Annotated in this window: 19 protein-coding genes; 8 read left to right on the top strand and 11 right to left on the bottom strand. The window is 36.8% G+C overall.

Annotated features, from left to right (window positions below; all coding sequences use genetic code 11):
- Positions 1 to 555: 555 nt before the first annotated feature.
- The 3 genes from B3L86_RS04135 to B3L86_RS04145 all read left to right on the top strand — a co-directional run bounded on the left by B3L86_RS04135 (position 556) and on the right by B3L86_RS04145 (position 3,318).
- Positions 556 to 1,473 carry a carboxypeptidase-like regulatory domain-containing protein gene (locus B3L86_RS04135; RefSeq protein WP_291115322.1) on the top strand — a complete coding sequence of 306 codons (918 nt, stop codon included), beginning with the start codon at positions 556 to 558 and terminating at the stop codon, positions 1,471 to 1,473.
- A gap of 428 nt (positions 1,474 to 1,901) precedes the next feature.
- The gene (locus tag B3L86_RS04140; RefSeq protein WP_291115324.1) at positions 1,902 to 2,426 is read left to right on the top strand and encodes a hypothetical protein; all 525 of its coding nucleotides are present in this window, start codon (positions 1,902 to 1,904) and stop codon (positions 2,424 to 2,426) included.
- Positions 2,427 to 2,544: 118 nt separating this feature from the next.
- On the top strand, positions 2,545 to 3,318 hold the full coding sequence (locus B3L86_RS04145; protein WP_291115326.1) for a restriction endonuclease: 774 nt from the start codon (positions 2,545 to 2,547) through the stop codon (positions 3,316 to 3,318).
- Positions 3,319 to 3,608: 290 nt separating this feature from the next.
- On the opposite strand, the gene B3L86_RS04150 is transcribed toward B3L86_RS04145, so the two are convergent.
- Positions 3,609 to 4,175 (bottom strand): hypothetical protein, encoded by a 567-nt coding sequence (locus B3L86_RS04150; RefSeq protein WP_291115328.1) that lies wholly within the window; start codon positions 4,173 to 4,175, stop codon positions 3,609 to 3,611.
- Positions 4,176 to 4,564: 389 nt separating this feature from the next.
- Here B3L86_RS04150 and B3L86_RS04155 point away from each other — a divergent pair, with 389 nt between their 5' ends.
- The 5 genes from B3L86_RS04155 (at position 4,565) to B3L86_RS04175 (ending at position 12,662) form a co-directional block, all read left to right on the top strand.
- Entirely contained in the window at positions 4,565 to 4,978 is a 414-nt protein-coding gene (locus tag B3L86_RS04155; RefSeq protein WP_291115330.1) for a DUF1801 domain-containing protein, read from the top strand.
- 73 nt (positions 4,979 to 5,051) lie between these two features.
- Positions 5,052 to 5,594, top strand: a complete 543-nt coding sequence (locus B3L86_RS04160; protein ID WP_291115332.1) for an SRPBCC family protein — start codon at positions 5,052 to 5,054, stop codon at positions 5,592 to 5,594.
- A 488-nt stretch (positions 5,595 to 6,082) separates the two neighbouring features.
- Complete coding sequence (locus tag B3L86_RS04165) at positions 6,083 to 10,339, top strand: CARDB domain-containing protein (protein ID WP_291115333.1); 4,257 nt, start codon at positions 6,083 to 6,085, stop codon at positions 10,337 to 10,339.
- 312 nt (positions 10,340 to 10,651) lie between these two features.
- A complete protein-coding gene (locus tag B3L86_RS04170) occupies positions 10,652 to 11,980 on the top strand; it encodes an alpha-amylase family glycosyl hydrolase (protein ID WP_291115335.1) in 1,329 nt (442 codons plus the stop codon).
- 64 nt (positions 11,981 to 12,044) lie between these two features.
- Complete coding sequence (locus B3L86_RS04175; RefSeq protein ID WP_291115337.1) at positions 12,045 to 12,662, top strand: matrixin family metalloprotease; 618 nt, start codon at positions 12,045 to 12,047, stop codon at positions 12,660 to 12,662.
- Between the two features lie 46 nt (positions 12,663 to 12,708).
- Here the strand turns inward: B3L86_RS04175 and B3L86_RS04180 are convergent, their stop codons facing one another.
- The 10 genes from B3L86_RS04180 to B3L86_RS04225 form a co-directional block, all read right to left on the bottom strand.
- The gene (locus tag B3L86_RS04180; protein WP_291115339.1) at positions 12,709 to 13,119 is read right to left on the bottom strand and encodes an OsmC family protein; all 411 of its coding nucleotides are present in this window, start codon (positions 13,117 to 13,119) and stop codon (positions 12,709 to 12,711) included.
- Positions 13,120 to 13,197: 78 nt separating this feature from the next.
- Entirely contained in the window at positions 13,198 to 13,947 is a 750-nt protein-coding gene (locus B3L86_RS04185; protein ID WP_291115341.1) for a maleate cis-trans isomerase family protein, read from the bottom strand.
- An 83-nt stretch (positions 13,948 to 14,030) separates the two neighbouring features.
- The gene (locus tag B3L86_RS04190; protein WP_291115342.1) at positions 14,031 to 14,942 is read right to left on the bottom strand and encodes a fumarylacetoacetate hydrolase family protein; all 912 of its coding nucleotides are present in this window, start codon (positions 14,940 to 14,942) and stop codon (positions 14,031 to 14,033) included.
- A gap of 33 nt (positions 14,943 to 14,975) precedes the next feature.
- On the bottom strand, positions 14,976 to 16,160 hold the full coding sequence (locus tag B3L86_RS04195) for a retropepsin-like aspartic protease (protein ID WP_291115345.1): 1,185 nt from the start codon (positions 16,158 to 16,160) through the stop codon (positions 14,976 to 14,978).
- A 10-nt stretch (positions 16,161 to 16,170) separates the two neighbouring features.
- Positions 16,171 to 17,280: a cupin domain-containing protein gene (locus B3L86_RS04200; RefSeq protein ID WP_291115346.1), complete on the bottom strand. Its 1,110-nt coding sequence runs from the start codon at positions 17,278 to 17,280 to the stop codon at positions 16,171 to 16,173.
- A 35-nt stretch (positions 17,281 to 17,315) separates the two neighbouring features.
- Positions 17,316 to 18,296 (bottom strand): carbon-nitrogen hydrolase family protein, encoded by a 981-nt coding sequence (locus tag B3L86_RS04205; RefSeq protein WP_291115348.1) that lies wholly within the window; start codon positions 18,294 to 18,296, stop codon positions 17,316 to 17,318.
- Between the two features lie 97 nt (positions 18,297 to 18,393).
- Positions 18,394 to 18,816: an acyl-CoA thioesterase gene (locus B3L86_RS04210; protein WP_291115350.1), complete on the bottom strand. Its 423-nt coding sequence runs from the start codon at positions 18,814 to 18,816 to the stop codon at positions 18,394 to 18,396.
- Between the two features lie 67 nt (positions 18,817 to 18,883).
- Positions 18,884 to 20,476, bottom strand: coding sequence for an AMP-binding protein (locus B3L86_RS04215; protein WP_291115352.1), 1,593 nt, complete (start codon positions 20,474 to 20,476; stop codon positions 18,884 to 18,886).
- 3 nt (positions 20,477 to 20,479) lie between these two features.
- Entirely contained in the window at positions 20,480 to 21,304 is an 825-nt protein-coding gene (locus tag B3L86_RS04220; protein WP_291115354.1) for a KilA-N domain-containing protein, read from the bottom strand.
- Between the two features lie 48 nt (positions 21,305 to 21,352).
- Entirely contained in the window at positions 21,353 to 23,731 is a 2,379-nt protein-coding gene (locus B3L86_RS04225; protein WP_291115356.1) for an FAD-dependent monooxygenase, read from the bottom strand.
- Between the last annotated feature and the right edge of the window lies 1 nt (position 23,732).

Raw genomic sequence — 23,732 nt, forward strand, 5'->3', positions numbered from 1 at the left:
ATAAACTGTGGTGATAAGCTGCCTACTGCGTAGGAGGTTGCTATCTCGTCTGCGACGTCGCTCGCAATGACAAACGAAGTTGATAAACTAAGGTGATAAACTTTGGTGATAAGCTGCCTACTGCGTAGGAGGTTGCTATCTCGTCTTCGACGTTGTTCGCAATGACAAAAAGGAGGGTGGGTGTTTTATGGTCGATGAATGGGTTGTTTTTTGCGATTAAATGCATGAAATTGTAGGAAGACGACGTTTTTGGTGTTTTTTGTTGCTTAAAATTGATTGTTTTAGGGGTTGATTTTGAGGATTTTAGTTATTTTATGCAGAAAACCGCCATAAAAATTTGTGTTGTTTGTCGATTATTTTTTATTTATTCTTACAATTACTCTTGTTTTAATAAGAAAATAAATGCTAAAATTAAGATTTACTGCAAAATCCTTAAAATCAGTGTTTTGTGAAAATGCGTGTGTTTTTATTTGTTAAATTTTTGTTTATAGCTTTGTCATGCACCAAAGAGGTGTTGGACCCCAAGTCTATTTTATCAACTTAATTTTTGAAATTATGAACAGAAGACAAGAGAGCAAACGCTCGATGTTTATTGTAGTTGAAGAGTTTGTACAGAACTCTGATGCTAGTGTTTTGGCTTTGATGCCGAATTTTAATTCGGCGTATCAGGAATTTGTAACTGCTTTAAATGATTTAAGAGCAGCGAGTGAGGATCAACTTTATAACCGTACGGGAGCCCGTGTTGAAAAGGAGTTATATCAGACGGCTATGGTTGATTTGAGTATGAATATTGCGAGTAGAATCCGGGCATATGCTTATGATAGTGGTAACTGGTTTTTGTTTCGCAAGGTGAACAAGTCGCGTTCGAGTATTGCTAAAATGAAGGATTCGCTTAGCATGGATTATTGTCAAATGGTTCATGATGAGGGGACGGCGTTGTTGGCTTCTTTGGGGGCTTATGGTGTTGTTGCTCAGGATTTGACTGATTTGCAGGCTGCTATTACGGTGTATATGGAATGGTTGCCGAAACCACGGACGGCTATTGTTGACCGTAGGGTTCAGACGGAATTGGTTTCGCAGTATTTGGGTGTTTGTAGTGCTAAGGCAGCGGCTATGGATGTTCATGTTAAGATGCTGGAATGGAGTCATCCGGAGTTTTATGAGCGTTATACGTTTAGTCGTAAGTTGGTTACACCGGGTTATCGCAAGTTGTCTTTACGAGGTTCGATTACGAACGAGATGGGCGAGGCTTTGGCCGGAGCTGTGGTTCGTATTGGTAGTTTGGGCGTTAGTAAGCGTTCGACGGGCAATGGTAATTTTGAGTTTAAGTCGTTACCGGCAGGGGTTTATAATGTGAGTTTTGAACTTCAGGGTTATGAGACGCATACTCAGCCTGTTGCTATTGTGGCGAATGAGCGTACGGATGTTAATGTGCAGTTAAATGAGGGGGTTTCTATGAGGATTGCTTCGTAATGTTAAATAAATTTGAGATTTTAAAGCTCTTGACTTTGGTTGGGGGCTTTTTTTTTGCCACGAATGCACGAATTAGAGCTTCGCTCTTTTTTTTTTTGCCACGAATTACACGAATTACACGAATTATTTTTGCTACGGAGATGGGAAGGTGCTAAGGTTGTGGGGGAGAGCTTTGCCAGCTATTCGAAGTGTGCTCTCTGCTCTGCGAACGTCTCTGACTTCGCAGCGATAAATTATTTCAAATTTATAGTATATTTGATAAAAAGAAAGTGTCTTTAAGTTCGTATTTTTAAGAACTATAAAGTTCTTACTGCGAAGTCAGAGACGTTCGCTGTGCCTTTCACATAGAAAGACTTAGGTGAGCTGTTGTTAAAAAAGTTTTATATATTTGGTGGTATTAATTAGTTGTAAAACATTTGACTAAACCAATGTCAACAGATAAAATGAATAACTTTTCGCATATTAGATTTGGTTTTCGAGGAGAAGGGATTTTCTATAAATTGAATGGAAAAGAGTATGAATTATGGTCGACCTATGTTAATGGAGTAAGAATTTATTTTGACGACTTGACAAAAACGGATTTGGACGAAAACCAAAAGACAAAAATGTTTTCGGAAATTATAAAGTTCGTAAATATAAATGATAATCAAAAACCTATTATCTGTTATAATTCGGATTATCAAGACGCTGAATTATGGAAAAGACTCTCGACTGATTTCAGTTCAGAAATTAAAGATGTAGAGGTTAGCAATGTAGAAAAAGAAAATAGTGCTCTCTATAAAAATATGGCAGAAGATTTAAAATCGGGATTGACGGAAATCAATATAAGAGGACTAAAAATAAAAACGATTAAGGATTTAGACAAACATTGGAATAAAATAAAATTCACTAAAGATGGCGAATCAAATGAAAAAGTCACCTTTTGGGACAAATTAAAAGCAAAAATGAATTAAAAAAAGTATTAACATAGGTTTATCAACATTGTGGGTTTGAAGCTTGTTCTAAAGTTGGTTTTTATTAAAATTTTAAGTTATAACACACCAAGAAAATTAGCTATTAACACTTTATCATATGAAAGAAACATTTCGTTTGTACTCTGTAAATCCTAAGTTAAATAATTTAAAGGATGCAAAAGCAGAAGACATTGTTCATATTTATAATGGTACAGAAATAAAGTTTACATCGGGACCATATAATGGTCTTTTAGCAACAATTGTTAATTTAGATAAAGTTTCTAATACTAACGATCCATCAAAAAAATATATGATAGAAGTTATTATATATGATAAAATTAATTTTACTACCTCTATTCCGCTTTATAAATACTCAATAGAATTTCAACAATTTGCCTCACAAATCTATTCACCTCAAATTCTCATACCTGATTATAATCTTTTTAAGGAAGAATTTCGAAGTATTCGAGAAGTAAATGATAAAATTATATATGAAATCACTAAAAACCCCAAATACTTAGATTTTTTACACCCTGAAGGTTTTGAAGATTTAGTAAGTAAAATTTATGGAAATTTTGGTTTTGAAGTCAAACGAGTAGGGCGTTGGAATCAGGCAGACAAAGGTGTAGACATAATTGGTGTAAATAGAAATACATCTGTAGGTGATTTTAAAATAGTTCTACAATGTAAACACACAAAAAACAAAATTCAACCGAGTATAATCCGAGAATTAAATGGTATTTTGGATACACAAAATGCTTTAAAAGGAATTGTTGTAACATCAAACTATTTTACAAAAAATACTTTAAAAGAAGCTCATAATGATTTTTATAGAATAGAATTAAAAGATCGAGATTTTTTAATTAATAGCTTAGATAATTTTTTTAAATAATAAAGAATATTTAATTGAAATTTCACGGCTGCCGCACAATTCCCTTCATGTGGCTTTACAATAAATAAAACCCGCTACTGCAAAACAAACCCACCCCCCTCAAACCTCAAAGAGCCGTAGGCTCGAATCTAGTGTAGGGCCGGATTTCAATCCGGTCATTCATAATCCCGTTTTGCATCAATCAAACCCAAAATCGAACAAATAGAATCAAATAATTAAAAACAAATAAAATAAAATAATCTAAAAATCTAACAATCCAAATAATCTAAAGAATTAAATAATCAAATAATCTAAAAATCTGAAAATCTAAACCAGATAAGTAAATATAAAATACCATTTGCGAGAGTGTAAACCCCCTTTGCGAAGCTGTAAATGCCGTTTGCTAGAGTGTAAATACCGTTTGTGAAGCTGTAAATGCCGTTTGCGAGAGTGTAAATGTCAATTGCGAGAGTGTAATTACCGCTTTTGACCGTGTAGATACCGATTTTGATGATGTAACATCCGCTTTTGATGATGTAACTCCCGATTTTGAAGCTGTAACATCCACTTTTGATAATGTAACACCCGTTTGCGATGGTGTAATTGCCTCTTTTGATAATGTAACACCCGTTTTTGATGATGTAACACCCGTTTGCGACGGTGTAATTGCCGTTTGCGAGCGTGTAAATGGCGTTTGTCAAGGTGTTATTGCCATTTGCTAGAGTGTAATTGCCATTTGCTAAGGTGTAATTGCCGTTTGCTAGAGTGTAAATGCCGTTTGCTAAAGTGTAATTGCCATTTGCGAAGGTGTAATTGCCGTTTGCTAGAGTGTAAATGTCAATTGCGAACGTGTAAACCACTTTTTTCCTGTTCTTCACGCTGTTTTATAAAGCGAATCTGACTGGTTTTGACCGGATTTGATAGCTTTTGATTGGTTTTGACGCCTTTTGAGATCAATTGACACCTTTTTTGAAAAAAACTAGGGGTTTTGTTCGGGTGTCGTTCGGGACTTGTTCGGAAGAGCTTCGCAAAAAGGGGGTGTTTTCCGAACAACTTCCGAAGGAATGTCGACCAAATGTGGAATAACATGTGATAAATGTATTATTTAACTTGCGGATTGGGGCGGATTTTTTTAACATCTGATTCGCAGATTATGTTTTTTTTTCAGGCACTGTACGGACAAGTCGCGACTTGACCCTACAATCCAATCAAATCCTTTGGCATAAAACGAAAACTTCGTTATATTTGATCCTACTAAAAAACAACCATGGGAAAAGTAGTCGAAATAAAAACACAACAAACCACTGCCAGCGTTGCCGATTACATCAACACCGTAACAAACGAACAACAACGTAAAGACAGTACGGTCATTCTTGACCTGATGAAAAAGTACAGTGGGGAAGAGCCTAAAATGTGGGGGGCTTCACTCATCGGTTTTGGCATCAAGCGATACCAAAGCCCCAAAACGGGTAGGGAAGTGGATTGGTTTCTGATTGGGTTTTCACCCCGCAAAGCCAACCTTTCGTTGCACCTTGTTTTTGACCTCCACAAACAAGCCGACTTATTGGCGAAGCTAGGCAAGTTCAAAACCGGTGCCGGTTGTCTTTACATCAATAAATTAGCGGATATTGATGTTAGTGTATTGGAGAAATTGATTGAGGAGGCGGTGAGGGGGAAATAAGGGAAACTAAACTTTGTCTTACTTTTGATGAGATAAACAAAATCAGAAAAATAACCAATTAAAAAGAAACATCATGAAGTATTTAAAATATGCCTTAGTACTTATCGGAATCCTGATTATCGGATTTTTAGCTTTGGGATTGATCAAACCAAAAGCCACTTATGCATGTGAACTAGTAGTGGATAAACCGATGACTGAAACGTGGGACGTACTGCAAGACCCTGAAAAATTACCGGAATGGTTGCCCGGCTTTCAACGAATTGAACATAATAGCGGTACTCCGGGAACTATAGGAGCGGTGTCAACGGTTTATTTTGACAATAACGGAGAAACTATAGCCATTAAAGAAACAATAACGGACATCCAACCCAATGAAATGATGTCTATGAAATATGAATCTGATTTTATGGATATGGATTATGAAATACGAACTACTTCCGTTGATGGAAAAACAAAAATTCATTCCATCACAACAGCAGCAGGAAATGGCATACTTTCAAAATCTATACTGGCGTTAATGGGAAGTTCACTAAAGAATCAGGAAGAAACGAATCTTTTAAATCTTAAAAAAGCAATTGAACAAAATACCAAGAGCTATGTTCAAAATGAACCTTAGCATAACCCCCGCTGACGAATCCATTTGTGTGGCTTAACAAAGAATAAGTCTTCTGAATTATCAGCGTATCCGATAGTTGAACTGAGGAAGTAAATTTATAGTTTCAGTTCCTACTTTTAAATATAATTTTGCCACTAATTTACTTTGTCTGTTCGCTACGCTCGGGCCACTAATTTTTTTTATTAACCCATTGGGTGTAATTAAATTTTGGAAAATAATTTTGCCACTAATTTACTTTGTCTGTTCGCTACGCTCGGGCCACTAATTTTTTATAGTAATTATTAGATTTAATTCGAATTTTCATCGAAGATGAACAAATTATTGCGTTTTAATAATTTATAATTCGAGAATTAGTGGTAAAAAAACAAAATAATCTTGAATTAAATAATTCTAACTAACGGGTTATAATTAATAAAAAAATACAGTTGCATTACATAAATACAGTATTTTAGCATCCGTTAATTCATTCACATGATTTTTATACAAATATGAAGAAAATTACTATTTTGTTTTTGTTTTTCTCAGCTGTTTTCTATTCTCAAATTAACCTTCCTTATCTAACTGAATTTAACCATCCGGATTCTGATGAGGGTTGGACACACTATGCCATTACCGGAATTGATGATTGGCAACGAGGCGTTCCTTCGTTTGTTACAGATGTTACTGCCAGAGCATGGGAAACCAAGTTAAACACAAATCCCAATGCAAGTTCAAATCGTGTTTTGGAGTCGCCTTCGTTTGATTTTAGTGCCTTAGGTTCGTCATCTGTTTTGTCTTTCACCCACAAAAGATATATCAATAACGGTGGTTTTTATTTAGACTATTCAACAGATAATGGTTTGTCTTGGCAGTTGTTGAATCCGAATACTACCTTAAAGAAAAATTGGCAGTCTAATGGGGGATTTAGTTTTGTTACTCTTGCATACCAAGAGTCGTCCATAAACATCTCTTTTCTAGAAGGTTTTTCGAATGTTAAGTTTCGGTTTCGAATGTTAACATTGGGAGTTACTACCGGTTTTGGGTGGGTGATAGACAGTTTTAAAATTCAGCCCGAGTATTACAACATTCAGGCCGTAAATGGTTTTCCTGTTGAAATTTCCCCATTATGTCCAACCATTGAAGTGAAGACCAGTTTCCAATTTTCGAATCAATATTCGGAAGGTTTTGTAATTCTTACACACTATTATTGGTCAACTGACACAACACTTGATGCGAATGATCAATTATTGGATTTCAGTAATTTTACTACTTCCGGCAGCATTGCTAATTTAAATAAAATAATAACTATTCCGGAGGGTACATTGCCCGGTCAGTATTATGTGCTCCATCAGCACGATGTTTTAAATGTTTTGGCGGAAAACAACGAAGACGATAATATAGGCTATACTTCGGTTATTGTCAGGCCAATTTTTAATTTGCCGTATACTACTGATTTTGAGACTGCCGATGACAATTGGCGAATAGTTTTAGGAGCCAATCCGAGCACACCCACTTTGTGGAGCAGAGGTTTGGGCACACGACATCATATTGAAAAATCACATTCCGGAGTGAATGCATGGCACACAAGTAATACGTTGTCTGAACACCCTGACACTACTTTTCAATGTGTGGAAACACCTTATTTTAATTTGGGCTCTTCCAGTGACCCTCTTTTGTTGAGTTTTTGGTACAAATGCCACTACCCGTGGTATGTTGGTGCCGGTGGAAATACGTACCATATTCAATATTCCGTCGATTGTTCCAACACATGGAATTTTCTTTATGAACTACCCGAAAATTTGTCTGACGAATGGGAGTTAATAAAAATTCCACTTGATGAAAGTATCAATTCCAATGCGAACATACGATTTCGAATCACCTATCAAGGCAGCTATTTAAAACCTGAGGGAATTATTTTTGATGATTTTTATGTGGGCCCGGATAAAGCCGATTTAACGATTGAAGGCATTTACAGCAACAATCGTTTTTTAACGGTAAGTAGTGCCACCGATGTATTGCATTATAACGTAAATCCGGAAGTGGTAACAAACAGTAACTTTGTTACAAGGTTTTATTGGTCTAATGATGCTGTTTTGGATGCTTCAGATGTATTGTTAGGCGAACAGACTTTATATGCTTTAACCTATTCTCAATTTGATGAAGCGTTGCAAACCATGGTGCATAAACTTGAAAAAAAGCAAGCATTTAGTTTTATTAAGCCAACGCAAACGATAGGCACGTATTATATTATTTATCAGCTGGATGCCACTAATCAAATTAGTGAATCTATTGAGACGAATAATAGCGGGGTAATTCCCGTTCAGGTGATGCCGGCTTTATCTGTACCTTATTTTAATGACTTTGAAACCAATGCTATGTTTTGGGATCATGATGCCACTTTGGGTGTTGATGAGTGGGAGCTAGCCTCTCCACAAGGACAAGTATTTAACGAAGCTTTTTCGGGAGAAAATGCATGGATTACAAAAGCAACCGGTCAAATAACACCAATGAGTCGCATGCATTTGTATACCCCTGTTTTTGATCTTACGACAACCGTAGATCCGGTGTTAGCGTTTGATATGTTGCTTGATAACATAAACGGTGGTTTTCTTCTTATTTCTGAAAATATGAGCTATTCTGTAGATAATGGTGCCACATGGCACCTGTTGCAACCACAAAATGCAATTTTGACTATGGATTATACCAAATGGTATACAATAATGCATTATAACAATGACAACGGGCTAGATGTCTACAGCCAGGAAAGTACTACCGGTAAATTATTTGCAAAAAGTGAACCTAATTTTACCAATCAAATTCAATATGATACCAGAGATAGTGACAGAAATACACGATACATGGTCAATATATCTCATTTGAAAGAAGAATCAAGTATTCGTTTCCGATTTAATTTGGCATCAGACCATTTTAATATGAATCAGGTTAATACCTATGGAGATCTTGAAGGAGCACTTATTGATAACTTTGAAATCAAAGAAGCTGCAGTTGATTTGCATATCACATCAAACAAAATATTGTATTGGAGCAGTCAGGCAGATTTATTGAAGTTTTCCATGTCGGTCAAGAATAGTGGTACTGCATATAGTAATGCAACTGATGTTACGTTTTATTTGTCTACTGACACCACTTTAGATGCATCTGATTTTAATTTAGGAACAACAGCACTTCCCAGAGTGCGTCCGGATTACAGAAACTATCAAAATCTGGAGTTTTCAGTACCTACTGATTTTTCTACCTATCAGTATCTTATTTATGTTATTGACAGTCAAAACCTAACCAGCGACAGTAACCTTGGAAATAATATAGGATTTTGGGAATTAGGCCTTTCAGGGATAACCACTTACCCGTATTTTGAGGATTTTGAAGAAGACGTTATACATGGGTGGCATGGTTATGCTTATACAAACATGTTTGGAGAGGAACTATCCAATTATAGAGTAAAACATAGAATTCCGGTATCACATAGTCCCAGTATTCACGATAGACTATTTGACGGTATTTTAGCTACAGAGCAAGTGCCACTTGGAGCCTGGCAAGCACAAATGACACCTTTGTATCACATTTATACCCCCGCCTTCAATTTTACTGCCTATACTGACCCTGAACCGTTAGTAATGTCGTTTGATATTATGTGTGTTGGATCTCCGGGAAACACCGGTGGTACAATGGAGTATAGCCTCAACGGGGGTAGTACTTGGTTGCTTTTAGATGATTTATCAGGCCCATCAGTAAACTTTTATAACGAATGGGAACATTTAACAGCTTTTAATCAACCGGGGTGGAGTTGGCAGGATGGCTTAATCAAAACTGTAAAAATGGATGTATCGTTTTTACAAAATCAGCCCAATGTGGTGTTTCGCTATAACTATTACAGCAATAGTAATTCCTATTTTGGCAGAGGGTTGCGACTCGATAATTTTTCTATTGGTCAAGAAGCACTTACCAATGCATTGAATTGTACGGAGACCATTCCTTATGTGTCCGATCTTACTGCTTTTGAAGAAAACTGTTGGGAAATTGGCAGTAATGGAGAAGAACTGATATTGTTAGCCAGAAATGAAGATCCCGAATTGTTTTGGCAACAGACGACTAATTTTGCGGCAGATCTTTCAAATCCATCTGCTAAAATCGATATGGTGGGACAAGGTAACACAACTGGAGCTTGGTTGATTTCCCCAAAATTCAATTTAGTAGAAAATAGTTCGCTTAAGTTTGATATCGCTTTAACACCACTCAATGAATTTGGATCAGCTACACTTGATAGTGATGACAGTATTACCTTAAAATACACAATAAACAACGGCTATACATGGTCTGATTTGTATGTTTGGAATAATGGAACACCTATCTCAAACCAACCGCAAACAGTTACCATCACTGAATTACCTGAATCCTTTCAAATTCGTTTTGCCTTTGTTGCCGGCAACGGAACGCAAAGCGGAAATGAAACCACTTTTTATGTTGATAATTTTGAACTGTATGCCCCGTTGTTAACTGTTGGTTCAACACAACAACTTAGTTTGAAATATCATCCCAATCCGGTTGAAGATTTGTTTTATATCACATCAGAGCAAGACACAATAGATATTGTGCGGGTTTATTCTGTGTTTGGTCAACTTCTGCAAGAGTTTCACCCCAATTCAAGACAAATAAACCTGAATTTTAGTGAATTGGCTGCAGGTATGTATTTTGTTACAATCGTTTCAGGGGAAAAGAGTAGTAGTAGTAAAGTTTTAAAGAAGTAGTAACTAGAAAATTAATTATATTTTATTATTCAATCAAAATAAACAACTCTAAAGCGTGCTCTTCGAAACCAAGAACCGAGCGGTATCGAGCAAGTGAAGCAATTGTATTTATGAACGTTTTCTATGTGCCTACTGTGTGGTTTAAAGAAATAAGAAATGATTTGCATACAAAAAATCAAATAGGCATTAGATGGAACAAAATTAATTAAAGTAACTTAATTTTGTGAAAACATAATCCTTTTCGATAGGTTCATGTTGAGATACTCATTTGTAAAAACAGTTAAAAAAAGCCTATTCAACAACCTAAAATCAATGAAAAAAATACTTCCATTAGTTTTATTAGCAAACTTATTTTTGAATTGCAGTAAAATTGAGGGTTCCTCTACCATCGATACACCTGAATTTACGGTACCGGACACCAAAGATATTGTGATGTATGAAATCAATATTGGGTCATTTAGTGCAACAGGAGATATCAACGGCATTACCAACCGATTGAACCACTTACAAACGTTAGGAATTAACACCATTTGGTTGATGCCCATTCATCCCATTGGTACGGTTAACTCATTTGGTTCGCCGTATTGTGTGAAAGATTATCAGGGTATCAATCCGCAGTTGGGGAACTTCAATGACATAAAAAATTTAGTTGCAGCAGCTCACGAAAGAAATATTGCGGTTATCTTGGACTGGGTTGCCAATCACACGGCTTGGGACCATCCATGGATTACGGAACATCCCAACTGGTATACCCAAGACGGGATGGGAAATATTATTCATCCCGCGGGAACAAACTGGACCGATGTGGCCGACTTAAACTTTACCAATACCGACATGCGAGCAGAAATGATTGCTGCGATGAAGTTTTGGATTACAGAAGCCGGTATTGATGGATTCAGATGTGATGCGGCCGATTTAGTTCCGTTTGATTTTTGGCAACAAGCCATCACTTCGTTGCAAAGTAGTTCCCCAAAAAACTTGCTGTTTTTAGCTGAAGGTACAAGAAACGATCATTTTTCGGCCGGATTTCAAATGAATTTTGGTTGGGACTTTTACAATACCGTGAAAAGTATTTTTGTTTCTAACGGCAATGCGGGACAACTGTATGCCACACACCTTAGTGAAATCGCATCCGTTCCTTCAGGAAAGCGAAAATTACGGTTTACTACCAATCATGATTTATCGAACGAACTCACGCCAATTGGTGTATTTGGCACTAAAAAAGCGGCACTGGCAGCTTCAGCAGCTACGTTGTTCATGAATGGTACGCCGCTACTTTATTCAGGACAAGAGGTAGGGGTAAGCAATCCAACCCTTTATACCTCCGGGCAACCGATTTCATGGAATGCCAATGCGGATATGTTGGTAGCCTATCGAACGATGTTGCAGTTTTACAGCAGTTCGGATGTGGCCAAAATTGGCACGATTAATTATGTCAACCATCCGGATTTGATTGTTTTTGAAAAGACGTTAGGCGATGCAAAATTGCTTGTAATAATCAACAGTCGTGCGTCGGGTAAAAACTTAGCAGTACCTGTTAACTTACAAGGGAATTGGACGAATGCATTGAACAATCAAAATGTTACCTTAACAGGTAATCTTGAACTTACTGCACACGATTATTTGATTTTGAATAAATAAGCGTATTTATGTTTTCATATAACCTTAATTTACTATCTCTTTAAACCTAATTTTCTAATTTAAAATGAATAAATACCTTTTTATTTTACTGTTGGTTTTAGCTTCCTGTCAATCGAAGATCGATTCCAATACGGTTGTTGGAATTCAGCCTTATAAAGGTTTTCCAAAAGAGAAAACGGATACGATTGCTAAGACCCTTGCAACATTTTATGATTTGCAAACTGTGGTATTGGAAGAAATAGAACATCCTAAAAAGGCATTTACTACTGTAAAATCACCTCGGTATCGAGCAGACAGCCTGATTAAAATACAAAAACAGACCATAGCAACTTCCTTTGATTATATTTTAGGGTTAACTTCTCAAGATATTTCGGTTACCAAAAAAGGCAGTGACGGCAAGATAAAAGATCCTGCTTCCAAGTATGCAGATTGGGGTATTATGGGTTTGGCTTATTGTCCGGGAAACAGTTGTATTGTTTCTACTTTCCGAATCCAACATCACAATACCGAAAAACACTTTGCACGCTTAAAGAAAGTAACTGTTCATGAATTTGGTCATAACTTGGGGTTACCTCATTGTGCCGATAAAACTTGTGTGATGACGGATGCTGTTGAAAGTGTGGCAACAATTGATAAAGCTCAATTGGCTTTGTGTAAACGTTGTGCTTCTAAATTAAAGTAAAAAAGGACACGTTTCCATGTCCTTTAGTTGTATGCTTGTCTTTTGTTTAATTCAAAGTAAACTCAACAGATATTGCCGTATCCAATAGTTTAGAAATCGGGCAGTTCAGTTCGGCATCTTTTACCAATTCGGCAAATTTTTCTTCAGAGATGTCTGCCACAGTGGCTTTCAACACCAAATGTGATTGGGTTACGGCTCCGTCTTCAAAAGTAACTTGTGCTTCAGTTTGCAATTCTTCTGGCGGAAATCCCGCTTCGGTTAAATTGAAACTCAACTTCATGGTGAAGCAACCTGCGTGAGCGGCTCCAATTAATTCTTCGGGATTGGTTCCGATACCTTCTTCAAATCGCGATCCAAACGAATATTGGGTTTTGTTTAATACGGTGCTTTGTGTGGTTAAATGGCCTTTGCCTTCTTTTCCTGTACCGTTCCATACGGCTGTTGCTTTTCTTTTCATTTTTAGTTGTATTTGGTGATAGCCAAATTTAAAAAAAGATAATTTGATTTATGGTAAGATTATCTTAAATGATTGTTATTAATACTTCCCATTCAACAATTCGCCACCAATACTTGATTTGGCCTCAATACCCAATTTTTTCATCATTTCATAAGTGGTACAAACTGCTGCTGACGTGACAGGAATGCCGCATTCCGCTTGAATCATATCAATTGCTTCCAAGGATGGCATTTGAACGCAAGCAGAAACCACTAAAACATCCACATCCGTCAAATCCAATTGCTTGTAGATTTCCAATAAGTTCATTGGATTTTGTGCGGCTACTTCTAAGTTATCGGGAATCTCAAGTGCGATGCTTTCTTTTACTTTGAATCCTTGGTGTTCGATATAATCTACTACCATATTGGTCAACGGACGCATGTAAGGTGTTATGATTGAGATTTGTTTGGCACCCAAAACTTTCAACCCGTTTATCAAAGCACCGGCAGAAGTCACAATTGGGGTAGGGAAGTCGTTGGCTATGGTTTCCTGATGTAAATTCACTTCCGAGACACAATGGTAGCCTCGACCCATACTCATGATGGCGACCAAGCACGCATAACCCATAACATCAACATGAGCATCCGATAATTCTTGGGCACATTTCAGGCTCATGGCATCCATGGCTTCTAGTTCTTCTTTGGTTACTTTTTTCATTCGCATTCTGCTGGAATGAAAGGTGAAACGTTCAGGTAAAATGGTCTCCCTAGCTCTAAAAATAGCAGGGATTTCTGTTTCCATGGTGATGTTTGAGGAGGGGACGATTTGGCCTATTCTGTATTTTTTCATATTTTTTTATTTAACCGTAAAGGGCACAAAGGTTTACGCAAAGTTCGCAAAGGTGATAACTGATTACTGAAAACTGAGACTGCCTACTTAATCTCCTTCACCGTATTCACAATTGTCCCAATGCCTTCCACAGTGGCTTCTACCACATCGCCATCCCACATCCATTCTTGTGGATTACGACCGGCACCAACACCTGCGGGTGTTCCTGTTGCAATGATGTCGCCGGGTTCGAGCGTGAAAACGGTGCTTAAATCTTCAATTAATGCGTTGATATTGAACAATAAGAATTTGGTATTGGAATTTTGTTTTTCAACCCCATTCACTTTTAAGGATAAATTCAAGTTATGTGGATCCGGAATTTCATCTTTTGTTACCAAATACGGTCCCATTGGTGCAAACGTGTCTTGACCCTTAGAAACAATCCATTGTCCTTCACGGCGGCAATCACGAGCTGAAATATCGTTAATGACCGTATAGCCAAAAACATAATCCAACGCTTCTTTGTTTGCAACATATTTTCCATGTTTTCCGATAACTACAGCCAATTCTACTTCCCAATCTAATTGTTGTGTCAATTTAGGGTTCAATAGGATATTGGTATTTGGCCCCGTAACAGTTGTTGGCGGTTTAGAAAAGATGATTGGTTTTTGAGGTAATTTTCCGGTAGTATCTAACGTTCTGGCACTTTCTGCCACGTGTTCGGTATAATTCAAACCAATTCCGATAATGTTTTTTCGCGGACGTTGAATCGGAGCGAGGATTTCCACTTCCTCGAAAGTATATCCGATTTGCTCGAAGTCGATTTCTCTGGTTTCATTGATCATTTCGGTGATTTCTTCGATGATTTCAAATCCCAAATCGATTAAATCCAGCATATCAATTGGCAATGGAAAATTGGATATTTCTCCAAAGTCTTCCATGTCAATGATGCGATTGTTGTGTAAAAAACCTAAGCGAGGTTCGGTGTGTTTTGTTTTGTAGGTGAGTAGTTTCATTTTTAGAGTTTCTGAGGTGCAAAGGTACTGAGATTATTGTTCTATTTTTACTGTTTTGGTTTCCGTTGTTTCTTTTGATTTTACTTCTAATTCATAGGATTCTTTATTTTTTCTGAATTCTTTGATTTTTACTACGTCACAAAATTCCATTTCATTGATGATAAAAGAATCCACACGGATGATTTCATCACCATAGTTTAATATATCTTTAAAAGCAGCATCCCAAACAAACCCGATGGAATATTTGGTATCAATCAATGTTGCCGAATAAACAGGTGGTTTTTCGGTTAACGTAATTGTATCTATCGCTTCAAAATAGAATTTTTTGTTGATGAAATCAATGATAATATCACCGTGATTTAATAAATCCAATCCGATTCTGGAATTGTTATCGTCGGTGGTATTGGCAATTAGATTTTCAAATGTGGTTTGATTCAATTTATAAAAGGGAGTCCTAAATAGGATTTGTTCTTTTTCAGGAGCTGAACCAAATAAGCCAATACCACTGGAACCTGTGGCTCGAGCTAATTCTTCTAACACATTTTCTTTCGAAAGAATTGAAAAAGCATTTAGTGACATTTCGAAAAAGCCATCCATTCCCGTATCAATTAATACTTCTTCAACAACGCGGTTCTTTTTATCTGAAGAATAATTTACTTGGATATAGGGTGATTTCTGTTGTCCTATCAATTGTAGTTTAGAAGGTTTAGAAATTGGATTTAATTTTTTAATATCATTGGTTACAATGATTTTTTTATCTTTTAAGCTGATTTTTACAACGGATTTATGAAATAAATTACTACCAATAAAACCATCCATTTGGTAACATTTCAAAATATAATGATTGTCTAAATCACTGACTAAAGCTACATTGTTTTCAAAATTAAGCTTGCCGATTTGAATGGAATTGACCGAAACCAATTCCATCGTATCACTTTTGTTATTCGCATCGGAGACATTTATTTTTAAGGAATTTTGAATTTTAAGTTCATTCAATACTCTTTTTGAAATGACATTTGGAGCTCCGGTGTCTAACAAAAAACGGTAGGTTTTGTTGTTAATCACCACCGGTAACATGATTTTATTATTTACCAATTCGAAACTAATCTCTTCATAATAGTTCTTTTGGTTTATTTTGCCTTGGTCAAAGGCTATTTTTTGGGAAACTACTAGTCCGGAAATGAATAAAAAAAGTAAAGTAATATATAACTTATTCATTTAAATAATATTAATTAGTAGTTTGATTTCCATTATTTTCGGAATATATTTTTTCTTGATACAAACCCAAACCTTCAATCACCGGTAAGTCATTAAAAGAAAACAAACACGCGTCTTCCGTTTCAGAAAGATTGTGATGTTCATGCCAAGCCCAAGACGGCACACAGAAAATATCGCGTTCCTTCCAATCAAAACGTTGCCCGTTGATAATGGAATAGCCTTTTCCTTTGGCACATTGATAGACAAACGAACCCGTATGTCGGTGAGCTTTTCCACTAAAACCGGCAGGTAATAATTGCATTGAAGCACCCATGGTTTGCATCACGTGACCACCCGTTAACGGATTGGAATATTTCATGAAAATCCCATCAAAGGGATTGACTTCATTTACTTTTTGGGCTGCCACTAAAGCAGGATAAACGTTAGACCACGAGTATTTAAACAATGGTGAATACGGTTTGTCCCAAGTTTTGTCAGCCGGAATAAGTCCGGCACAACCATAAGTTATTGGTGAGTAGTTTAACGGGGCTATTAATTCCTGTTTGCCATCATATACTGCGTAATCATTAGCTTCTAAGGCATTTACGAGTGGAATATCAAGTCCGTCTTGCCAAATGCAGGTTTTCCCGACTTCTTCCACGCCGTGTTCGTGCCAAGTGGAATTGGGAGTAATGACAAAATCATTGACTTCCAACATAATTTTATTTCCATCTACGACGGTATATCCTTTTTCGCCTTCCATAATAAAACGCAGGGCAGAAGCACGATGCCGATGAGCAGAAGTAAATTCACCCGGACGGGTAACTTGAATCCCGGTGTATAACCAACCTACAGCGGCAGCAACGTCTTTTCGTTTGTCGTTAACCAAATACACCACACGTCGTCCGGCTTGTTCGGGAGTAACGAGTTCGGATGATTTAAGCACTAAAGATCGTAAATCATCATATTTCCACAACATGGGAACAGAATTGGCTCTTGGTTCCCAAGGCTCGATATCATTGGCAACTGTCCATAATGCACCAGCTCCTAAATCTTCCAATTCTTTGTAATAGGCTTTTAGTTCATCAGAATCTTGAACTCTAGCTCTACCGTATACGTCGTCTGAATGTTTTGCGTCCATATTTTTTATTATTTCTAATGGGTTTCAACCCATTCCTATTTATTAAAATCTTCGTGATTATCTATAAATGTTATTTTTCGTGTAGGAGCGGTATTTACCCGTAAATCAAAGATATCAAATCGGTTGTAATGTCCCAAAATATCGTGCATTTGTTTAGGTTGGATGCATTTTTCCAAATCAATATCGGCATACACAATTCCTTCGTCATCAATCAAAGGTTCGCCAACAACAGCTCCGTTTGGACCAATAATTCCTGAAAATGCCGAATTTTTTCGAGTCAATAACTCCTCAATATTAGGAACATCGGGTTTTAAAACATCCATAATTTCTTTTGAAATCGTAGAACACGAAACAACGGTGAATAATTTCCCTTCAAACGAATGAGCAGCGGCACGAATTTTAATGGCTTCCGCCATATTGTAGTCAGGTGGAGCAACTGGAAGTGAAATGTAATTGGCAATGTGAATTAATTCGCCTTGCGATAATAACGTAAATCGGGCTAAAGTGTTTGTGTTTTCGCCACAAGCTAATGTTCCGATTGGACCGATTTCGGTTTTATAAACTTTTAAAGACGAACCGTCACCGCTTGACCACGTTAGTTTTTCTGCCCAAGTTGGGACTAACTTTCGGTGTTTTCCGATCAGCGTTCCGGTGTTATCGATGATGAGATTGGTATTGTAAATTTCGCCATAACTATCGCCACGTTCGTTAATTCCGATGACCACGTGCATATTGAAATCTTTTGCAGCTTGGAATAACGGTTTCATCGACTCATCGGTAATAGCGACTGAATTTTTATATAATTGCTCGTACCATTTACTGCCTTGCACGGGTGTCATAATCCAGTTCCAATACGGATATCCGGCAATGAAAACTTCCGGAAATGCAATTAATTGAGCTCCGTTTGAACTGGCTTCTTTGATGAAAGAAATCGCTTTTTCAATGGTTTTATCAACGTTTAAAAAAACAGGAGAGGTTTGAACGGCGGCGGCTTTGAATTTGTGGAATTGAATCATAATTAATATTTTTTTGAACACAGATTTAAGAAATTTTAAAAATTTGAATAATTGTATTTTTCTGATTTCTCTAATTTTTCAAATCCGTGTTCCCATTTTATATTTTAAAATTTGAAATTTTCTCCTTCATTTCCTCCGAAAAACCTTCTGCTTTGATTTTTTCACGGTCTTCGGCGATTTTTACGTTAACGAGGGTTACTTCGCCGTCTAAAACGGTTACTTCATTTTCATTAACGAATTGAAATCCGCATAAAACGGAAGCAAAACCAATGTCTTTTACCCATAATTTTTTGGTTAAGACTTCTCCCAATCGAGCAGGGTTTTTAAACTGTATCTTCAAATCTACCGTTGGAATACCATTTGTTTCGTGCATTTTAGAAAACGGTCGGTCTAGTGCTTCTTCAAACCAATCTTCTACTAAATCATTGAGCATTTCCAAAAATCTTGGATAGAACACAATGCCTGCGTAGTCGATATGTTTGAATTTTATTTTTTCTAGTTTGGTGAAAGTTTTATTCATAGTTATATGTTTTTCTTTGCCACGAATTTTCACGAATTTAATTTGTGTAAATTAGTGTAATTCGTGGCTACTTTAATTTAAACCGCTGTATTTTTCCCGTCTCCGTTTTCGGCAAAGCCTCTATAAAATAAATCACTCTTGGATATTTATATGGAGCAGCTACTTCTTTGAACCAGTGCTGAATATGGTTTTTCATGTTATCTGTCGCTTTAGATACATCTTTTAGAACAATATGAGCACAAACCAACATCCCACGTTCGTCATCGGGTAAACCTACCACGGCACATTCCAGAATTTCTTCGTGGGTTAAAAGTACGGATTCTACTTCAATTGCCGCAATATTATAACCGGAAGAAATGATCATATCATCACCTCGGGCTACAAACCAAAAGTAACCGTCTTCGTCTTGTTTGAAAATATCTCCGGTGATATTCCAACCGTTTTGCACGTATTCTTGTTGTTTTTCTATTCGATTTAGGTATTTACAACCTGTAATTCCTCGAACGGCTAAACGTCCGGGTTGGTTGGTTGAAACATCATTTCCATTTGCATCAATAATTTTCGCTTCATAACCAGTGATAGCCAAACCGGTTGATCCCGGTTTCATATTCTCTTCATTAGATGAAATGAAAATATGTAACATTTCGGTTGCTCCAATACCATCGATGATTTTTAATCCAGTGGCGTTGTACCAATCTTCCCAAACCTTTAATGGTAAGGTTTCTCCCGCAGAGACACATTTGCGTAAGCTTGAAATGTCATAATCCTTGACTTTAGTCGTAATAATTCGCCAAGCAGTAGGAGCGGTAAAACAAATCGTGATTTTATGTTCCTGAATGGCTTGCAATAAAACATCCGGCGTTGGTTTTTCTATTAAAAATGTGGAAGCACCAAAATACAACGGAAATAAAACTAATCCACCTAAACCAAAGGTAAAACCGATTGGCGGACTTCCGGTAAATATATCATTTGCGGTTGGTTGAAGTGAATAGGTTGGAAATGCTTCACAAATATTCAAAATATCTTTATGATAATGAGCCGTCATTTTGGGTAATCCTGTTGTGCCGGAAGTAAAACCAATTAAGGCAACACTATCTGATTTGGAATGAAAATTAGTAAATGTTTTGTATTTATTAATCATCAGATTTTCCAATTCGGAAGTGCCGCTTTCTGAACCACAAAATTTGCAGATTCTTTTCAGAAAATCGGAATCCACCAAATCCATTTCACTTTCTAAAGCGATATCGCAAAACACGTGCGATATTTCGGCACATTCAATGATTGTTTTTAGTTCTTTTGAACGTAATAATGGCATCGTAGCCACTACAATTCCGCCTGCTTTCAGAATTCCGAACCACAACGCAACCATCATCGGATTATTGGCAGAACGAATCAGCACACGATTTCCGGATTGTAAACCTAAATCATCGACTAAAACATTAGCAATTTGATTGGCTTTTTCAAATAAATCCTGATACGACCACGTCTTTTTGAAAGTACGCAGACAAGGAGCATTTCCGTTACCGTTTTTAATGTGAGAATCTAATAGACGTTCGACACAATTGAGCATTTCATTTTCGTACAAACCAGGTAAATAGGTAGGTTGCAAGTCGATGCTTGGTAGGGAATCGTGAGCGAAATTATCATCAAAATGTTTCATTTATTACTCTTTAAGTTTTTTTATTTCCTTGGAACGAACTAGAGATTTCATTTGAGTAATAGCAACTTTATTAAGTTGTATAAGTCGTTCACCTTGTGACAGACCTTGTTGAATAAGAAGTGCATTTATACTCTCCAAATTACTTAAGACTACTAATTGCTCCAAAGTGGCAAAATCTCGAATATTTCCTTTTTGAGTCGAATTATTTTCTCTCCATTCTTTTGCTGTAATTCCAAATAATGCTACATTAAGTAAATCAGCCTCATTAGCATACACAAAAGATGTCTGTTGTTTAGTAATTTCAACTGGTATTAGGTTTTCTTTAATTGCATCAGTATGAATATGATAATTAATTTTTGAAATTGTACGTTGTAAATTCCATTCTAAATTTAAGCTGTCGTTTTCGTTTTCTTTTAATCGTTGGAATTCTTTGATTAAGTATAATTTAAATTCAGGACTTAACCAACTACCAAACTCAAAAGCTAAGTCTTTGTGTGCATACGTTCCTCCGCCATACCTGCCTGATTTTGAATAAATACCGATTGCATTTGTTGCTTCAACCCATTTTTTTGGTGTTAAGTGAAAAGAATTTAAACCGGCTTCCTTTTTAAAGGTCTCGAATTCGCCACCTTTAAAATTTGGATTGTGTATTTGTTCCCAAATACCTAAAAACTCCAACGTATTTCTGTTTCGCATCCAGCTGTAAATAAGGTCATCACCACCAAATTTTACTGTCATATCTGTCAACGAAATATAATCATCATTATCTTTTGAGGTAATGGTAATTTCAAATCCTTGAACTTCTATTTTAGATTTTTTTTCTTTCATTTTCTGAGTTACTGAGTTGCTGAGAAACTGAGTTGCTGAGATTATAAATTAGTCTTTTTTATTGCTTTTTGGTTTTAAAGTTTTCTTCATTCCTTCAACTTGCTTCCGTTCAGCTGCTTTCAACGGATATAAATGTGAACTTCCCATTTTATATTGAACCGGAATGTTATTTGCCTGCACATTTTCATACGCTTGAGCATTTCTAACAAAATTCGCATCTGCTAATAAAGGTCGGCCTAATGCCACTAAATCAGCTCTTCCGTTCAAAATGATGGTGTTAATTTGATCAATGTCTTGGATAAATCCGGCGGTTATGGTGGGAATATGAACCGTATTTCGAACCAAATCAGAAAAAGGTGTTTGCCACATTCTTCCCATTTGTGGTTTTTGATGTTCAACGGTATTTCCGGTTGAAACGTTGATGATATCTGCTCCGGCTGATTTGAAAGTATTGGCGATATAAATAACATCTTCTTCCGAAATACCATTTACTGCCCAATCTGAAGCGGAAATTCGAACTGACATTGGTTTTTGTTGCGGAAAAACGTTTCGCATTTCATTAAACACTCGCAATGGAAATTTAATTCGGTTTTCAATACTTCCGCCAAATTCATCCGTTCGCGTATTTGTCAAAGGAGATAAAAACGAAGCTAATAAAAATCCGTGATGTCCTTGTAATTCAATCATATCAAAACCGGCTTGTTCTGCATTTTTGGTGGCTTGAACAAATTCAGCAGTGATTTTATCCATGTCTTCCAAACTCATTTCTTTTGGCGTTGCCATGTTGGAATGGAATGGAATAGGAGAGGCGGAAAGCAATTCCCAAGCCTGATCAATCGGTTCATTTTGACCTTCCCAAGGTTTTTTAATTGCACCTTTTCTTCCTGAATGTCCGAGTTGAATCCCGATTTTAGTAGATGTATTTTGATGAATGAAATCAGTAACTTTTTTCCATTCAATAATCTGATTTTCATCATAAATACCGGCACAACCTAAAGTGATACGTCCATTTGGAGAAACGGCAGTCATTTCAGTTAAAATCAATCCAACACCTCCGGTTGCTCGACTTCCATAATGAACTAAATGCCAATTAGTAACCAAACCGTTATCGGCTGAATATTGTCCCATCGGAGCCATTACAATTCGGTTAGAAAGTTCTAAATCTCTTAATTTGAAAGTTGAAAAAGCCGCTGATTTTGAGTTGGGAGTTGGGAGTTGGGAGTTGGGAGATTCTGAAACAAGTTCAGAATGACAGTTGTTCAAAGTATTGAATTCATTCAGAACTTTATTTGTAAACGATTTATCTCGAATTTGAAGATTTTCAAACGTCACTTTTTTAGAACGCGTCATGCAACCAAACGCAAATTGATAGAAGGGATGTTGCATGTGTCTATCCATATTTTCGAACCAATCTAATGAAACCAAAGCGGCATACTGAATCATTTCCACTGTATTTCTTCGGGTTTTGTCGTATTGTTCAAAAGCAGCTTTTACATTCTTTGGATTGGCAATAACTGCATCGGATAATCCAATTGCTGAATCCATCGCTAATTTTGTTCCGGAACCAATAGAGTAGTGGGCCGTTGCTTTGGCATCGCCTAATAAAACAATGTTGTTATGTGACCATTTTTCATTGGTTACATGAGGAAATTGTCGCCAGTGTGATTTGTTGGAAATTAATGGATGTCCGTCTAATTCATCTTTGAAAATTTCAGCAATTTTTTGAATGGTATCTTCTTCGTTGGTGACTTCAAAACCAATGTTTTGCCAAGTTTGTTCTGAACATTCAAAAATCCACGTACTCATTCCTTCTTCATATTGATAGGTATGAGCGACAATGGTTCCGAAAGGTGTTGTTCTGAAAAAATAGGTAAAAGCATCCAACGGTTTTGTGGAACCCATCCACACAAAACGATTTTTCATCATTTTAATTTTCGTGCCAAACTGATCTTGGTATTGTGTTCGAATGGCACTTCCAATCCCATCACAAGCCACAATAATATCTGAATCAGCAAATTGACTTAAATCATCCACATTTTGTTGAAAATGCAAGTTGACACCTTCTTCACGGCAACGTTGGTGCAATAATTTCAATAACGTTTTTCGGGAACAACCACAAAATCCGTTACCTGAACTGTTCACGGTTTCTCCGTCACGAGCGACAATAATATCATCCCAATAGGCAAATTCACTGCGAATCAGTTCATAGGATTTTAAATCCCGCATTAAAAACTCGCTTAATGTTTCATCTGAGAAAACTACGCCAAAACCGAAACTATCCTCGGGTTTATTGCGTTCATAAACATCAATTTGGCAATTGGGCATTGCTTTTTTGGTTAATATGGAAAAGTAGAGTCCGCCTGGGCCGCCACCGATTACTGTTATTTTTAGCCCCCTAACCCCCGAAGGGGGAATTATTGTACTCATT

Source organism: Flavobacterium sp. UBA6135, assembly GCF_002428305.1.
GTDB lineage: Bacteria > Bacteroidota > Bacteroidia > Flavobacteriales > Flavobacteriaceae > Flavobacterium.

Coding starts and splice junctions, on each gene's coding strand:
- B3L86_RS04135 (WP_291115322.1), top strand. CDS start 556: ATGAACAGAAGACAAGAGAGCAAACGCTCGATGTTTATTGTAGTTGAA.
- B3L86_RS04140 (WP_291115324.1), top strand. CDS start 1,902: ATGTCAACAGATAAAATGAATAACTTTTCGCATATTAGATTTGGTTTT.
- B3L86_RS04145 (WP_291115326.1), top strand. CDS start 2,545: ATGAAAGAAACATTTCGTTTGTACTCTGTAAATCCTAAGTTAAATAAT.
- B3L86_RS04155 (WP_291115330.1), top strand. CDS start 4,565: ATGGGAAAAGTAGTCGAAATAAAAACACAACAAACCACTGCCAGCGTT.
- B3L86_RS04160 (WP_291115332.1), top strand. CDS start 5,052: ATGAAGTATTTAAAATATGCCTTAGTACTTATCGGAATCCTGATTATC.
- B3L86_RS04165 (WP_291115333.1), top strand. CDS start 6,083: ATGAAGAAAATTACTATTTTGTTTTTGTTTTTCTCAGCTGTTTTCTAT.
- B3L86_RS04170 (WP_291115335.1), top strand. CDS start 10,652: ATGAAAAAAATACTTCCATTAGTTTTATTAGCAAACTTATTTTTGAAT.
- B3L86_RS04175 (WP_291115337.1), top strand. CDS start 12,045: ATGAATAAATACCTTTTTATTTTACTGTTGGTTTTAGCTTCCTGTCAA.
- B3L86_RS04180 (WP_291115339.1), bottom strand. CDS start 13,119: ATGAAAAGAAAAGCAACAGCCGTATGGAACGGTACAGGAAAAGAAGGC.
- B3L86_RS04185 (WP_291115341.1), bottom strand. CDS start 13,947: ATGAAAAAATACAGAATAGGCCAAATCGTCCCCTCCTCAAACATCACC.
- B3L86_RS04190 (WP_291115342.1), bottom strand. CDS start 14,942: ATGAAACTACTCACCTACAAAACAAAACACACCGAACCTCGCTTAGGT.
- B3L86_RS04195 (WP_291115345.1), bottom strand. CDS start 16,160: ATGAATAAGTTATATATTACTTTACTTTTTTTATTCATTTCCGGACTA.
- B3L86_RS04200 (WP_291115346.1), bottom strand. CDS start 17,280: ATGGACGCAAAACATTCAGACGACGTATACGGTAGAGCTAGAGTTCAA.
- B3L86_RS04205 (WP_291115348.1), bottom strand. CDS start 18,296: ATGATTCAATTCCACAAATTCAAAGCCGCCGCCGTTCAAACCTCTCCT.
- B3L86_RS04210 (WP_291115350.1), bottom strand. CDS start 18,816: ATGAATAAAACTTTCACCAAACTAGAAAAAATAAAATTCAAACATATC.
- B3L86_RS04215 (WP_291115352.1), bottom strand. CDS start 20,476: ATGAAACATTTTGATGATAATTTCGCTCACGATTCCCTACCAAGCATC.
- B3L86_RS04220 (WP_291115354.1), bottom strand. CDS start 21,304: ATGAAAGAAAAAAAATCTAAAATAGAAGTTCAAGGATTTGAAATTACC.
- B3L86_RS04225 (WP_291115356.1), bottom strand. CDS start 23,731: ATGAGTACAATAATTCCCCCTTCGGGGGTTAGGGGGCTAAAAATAACA.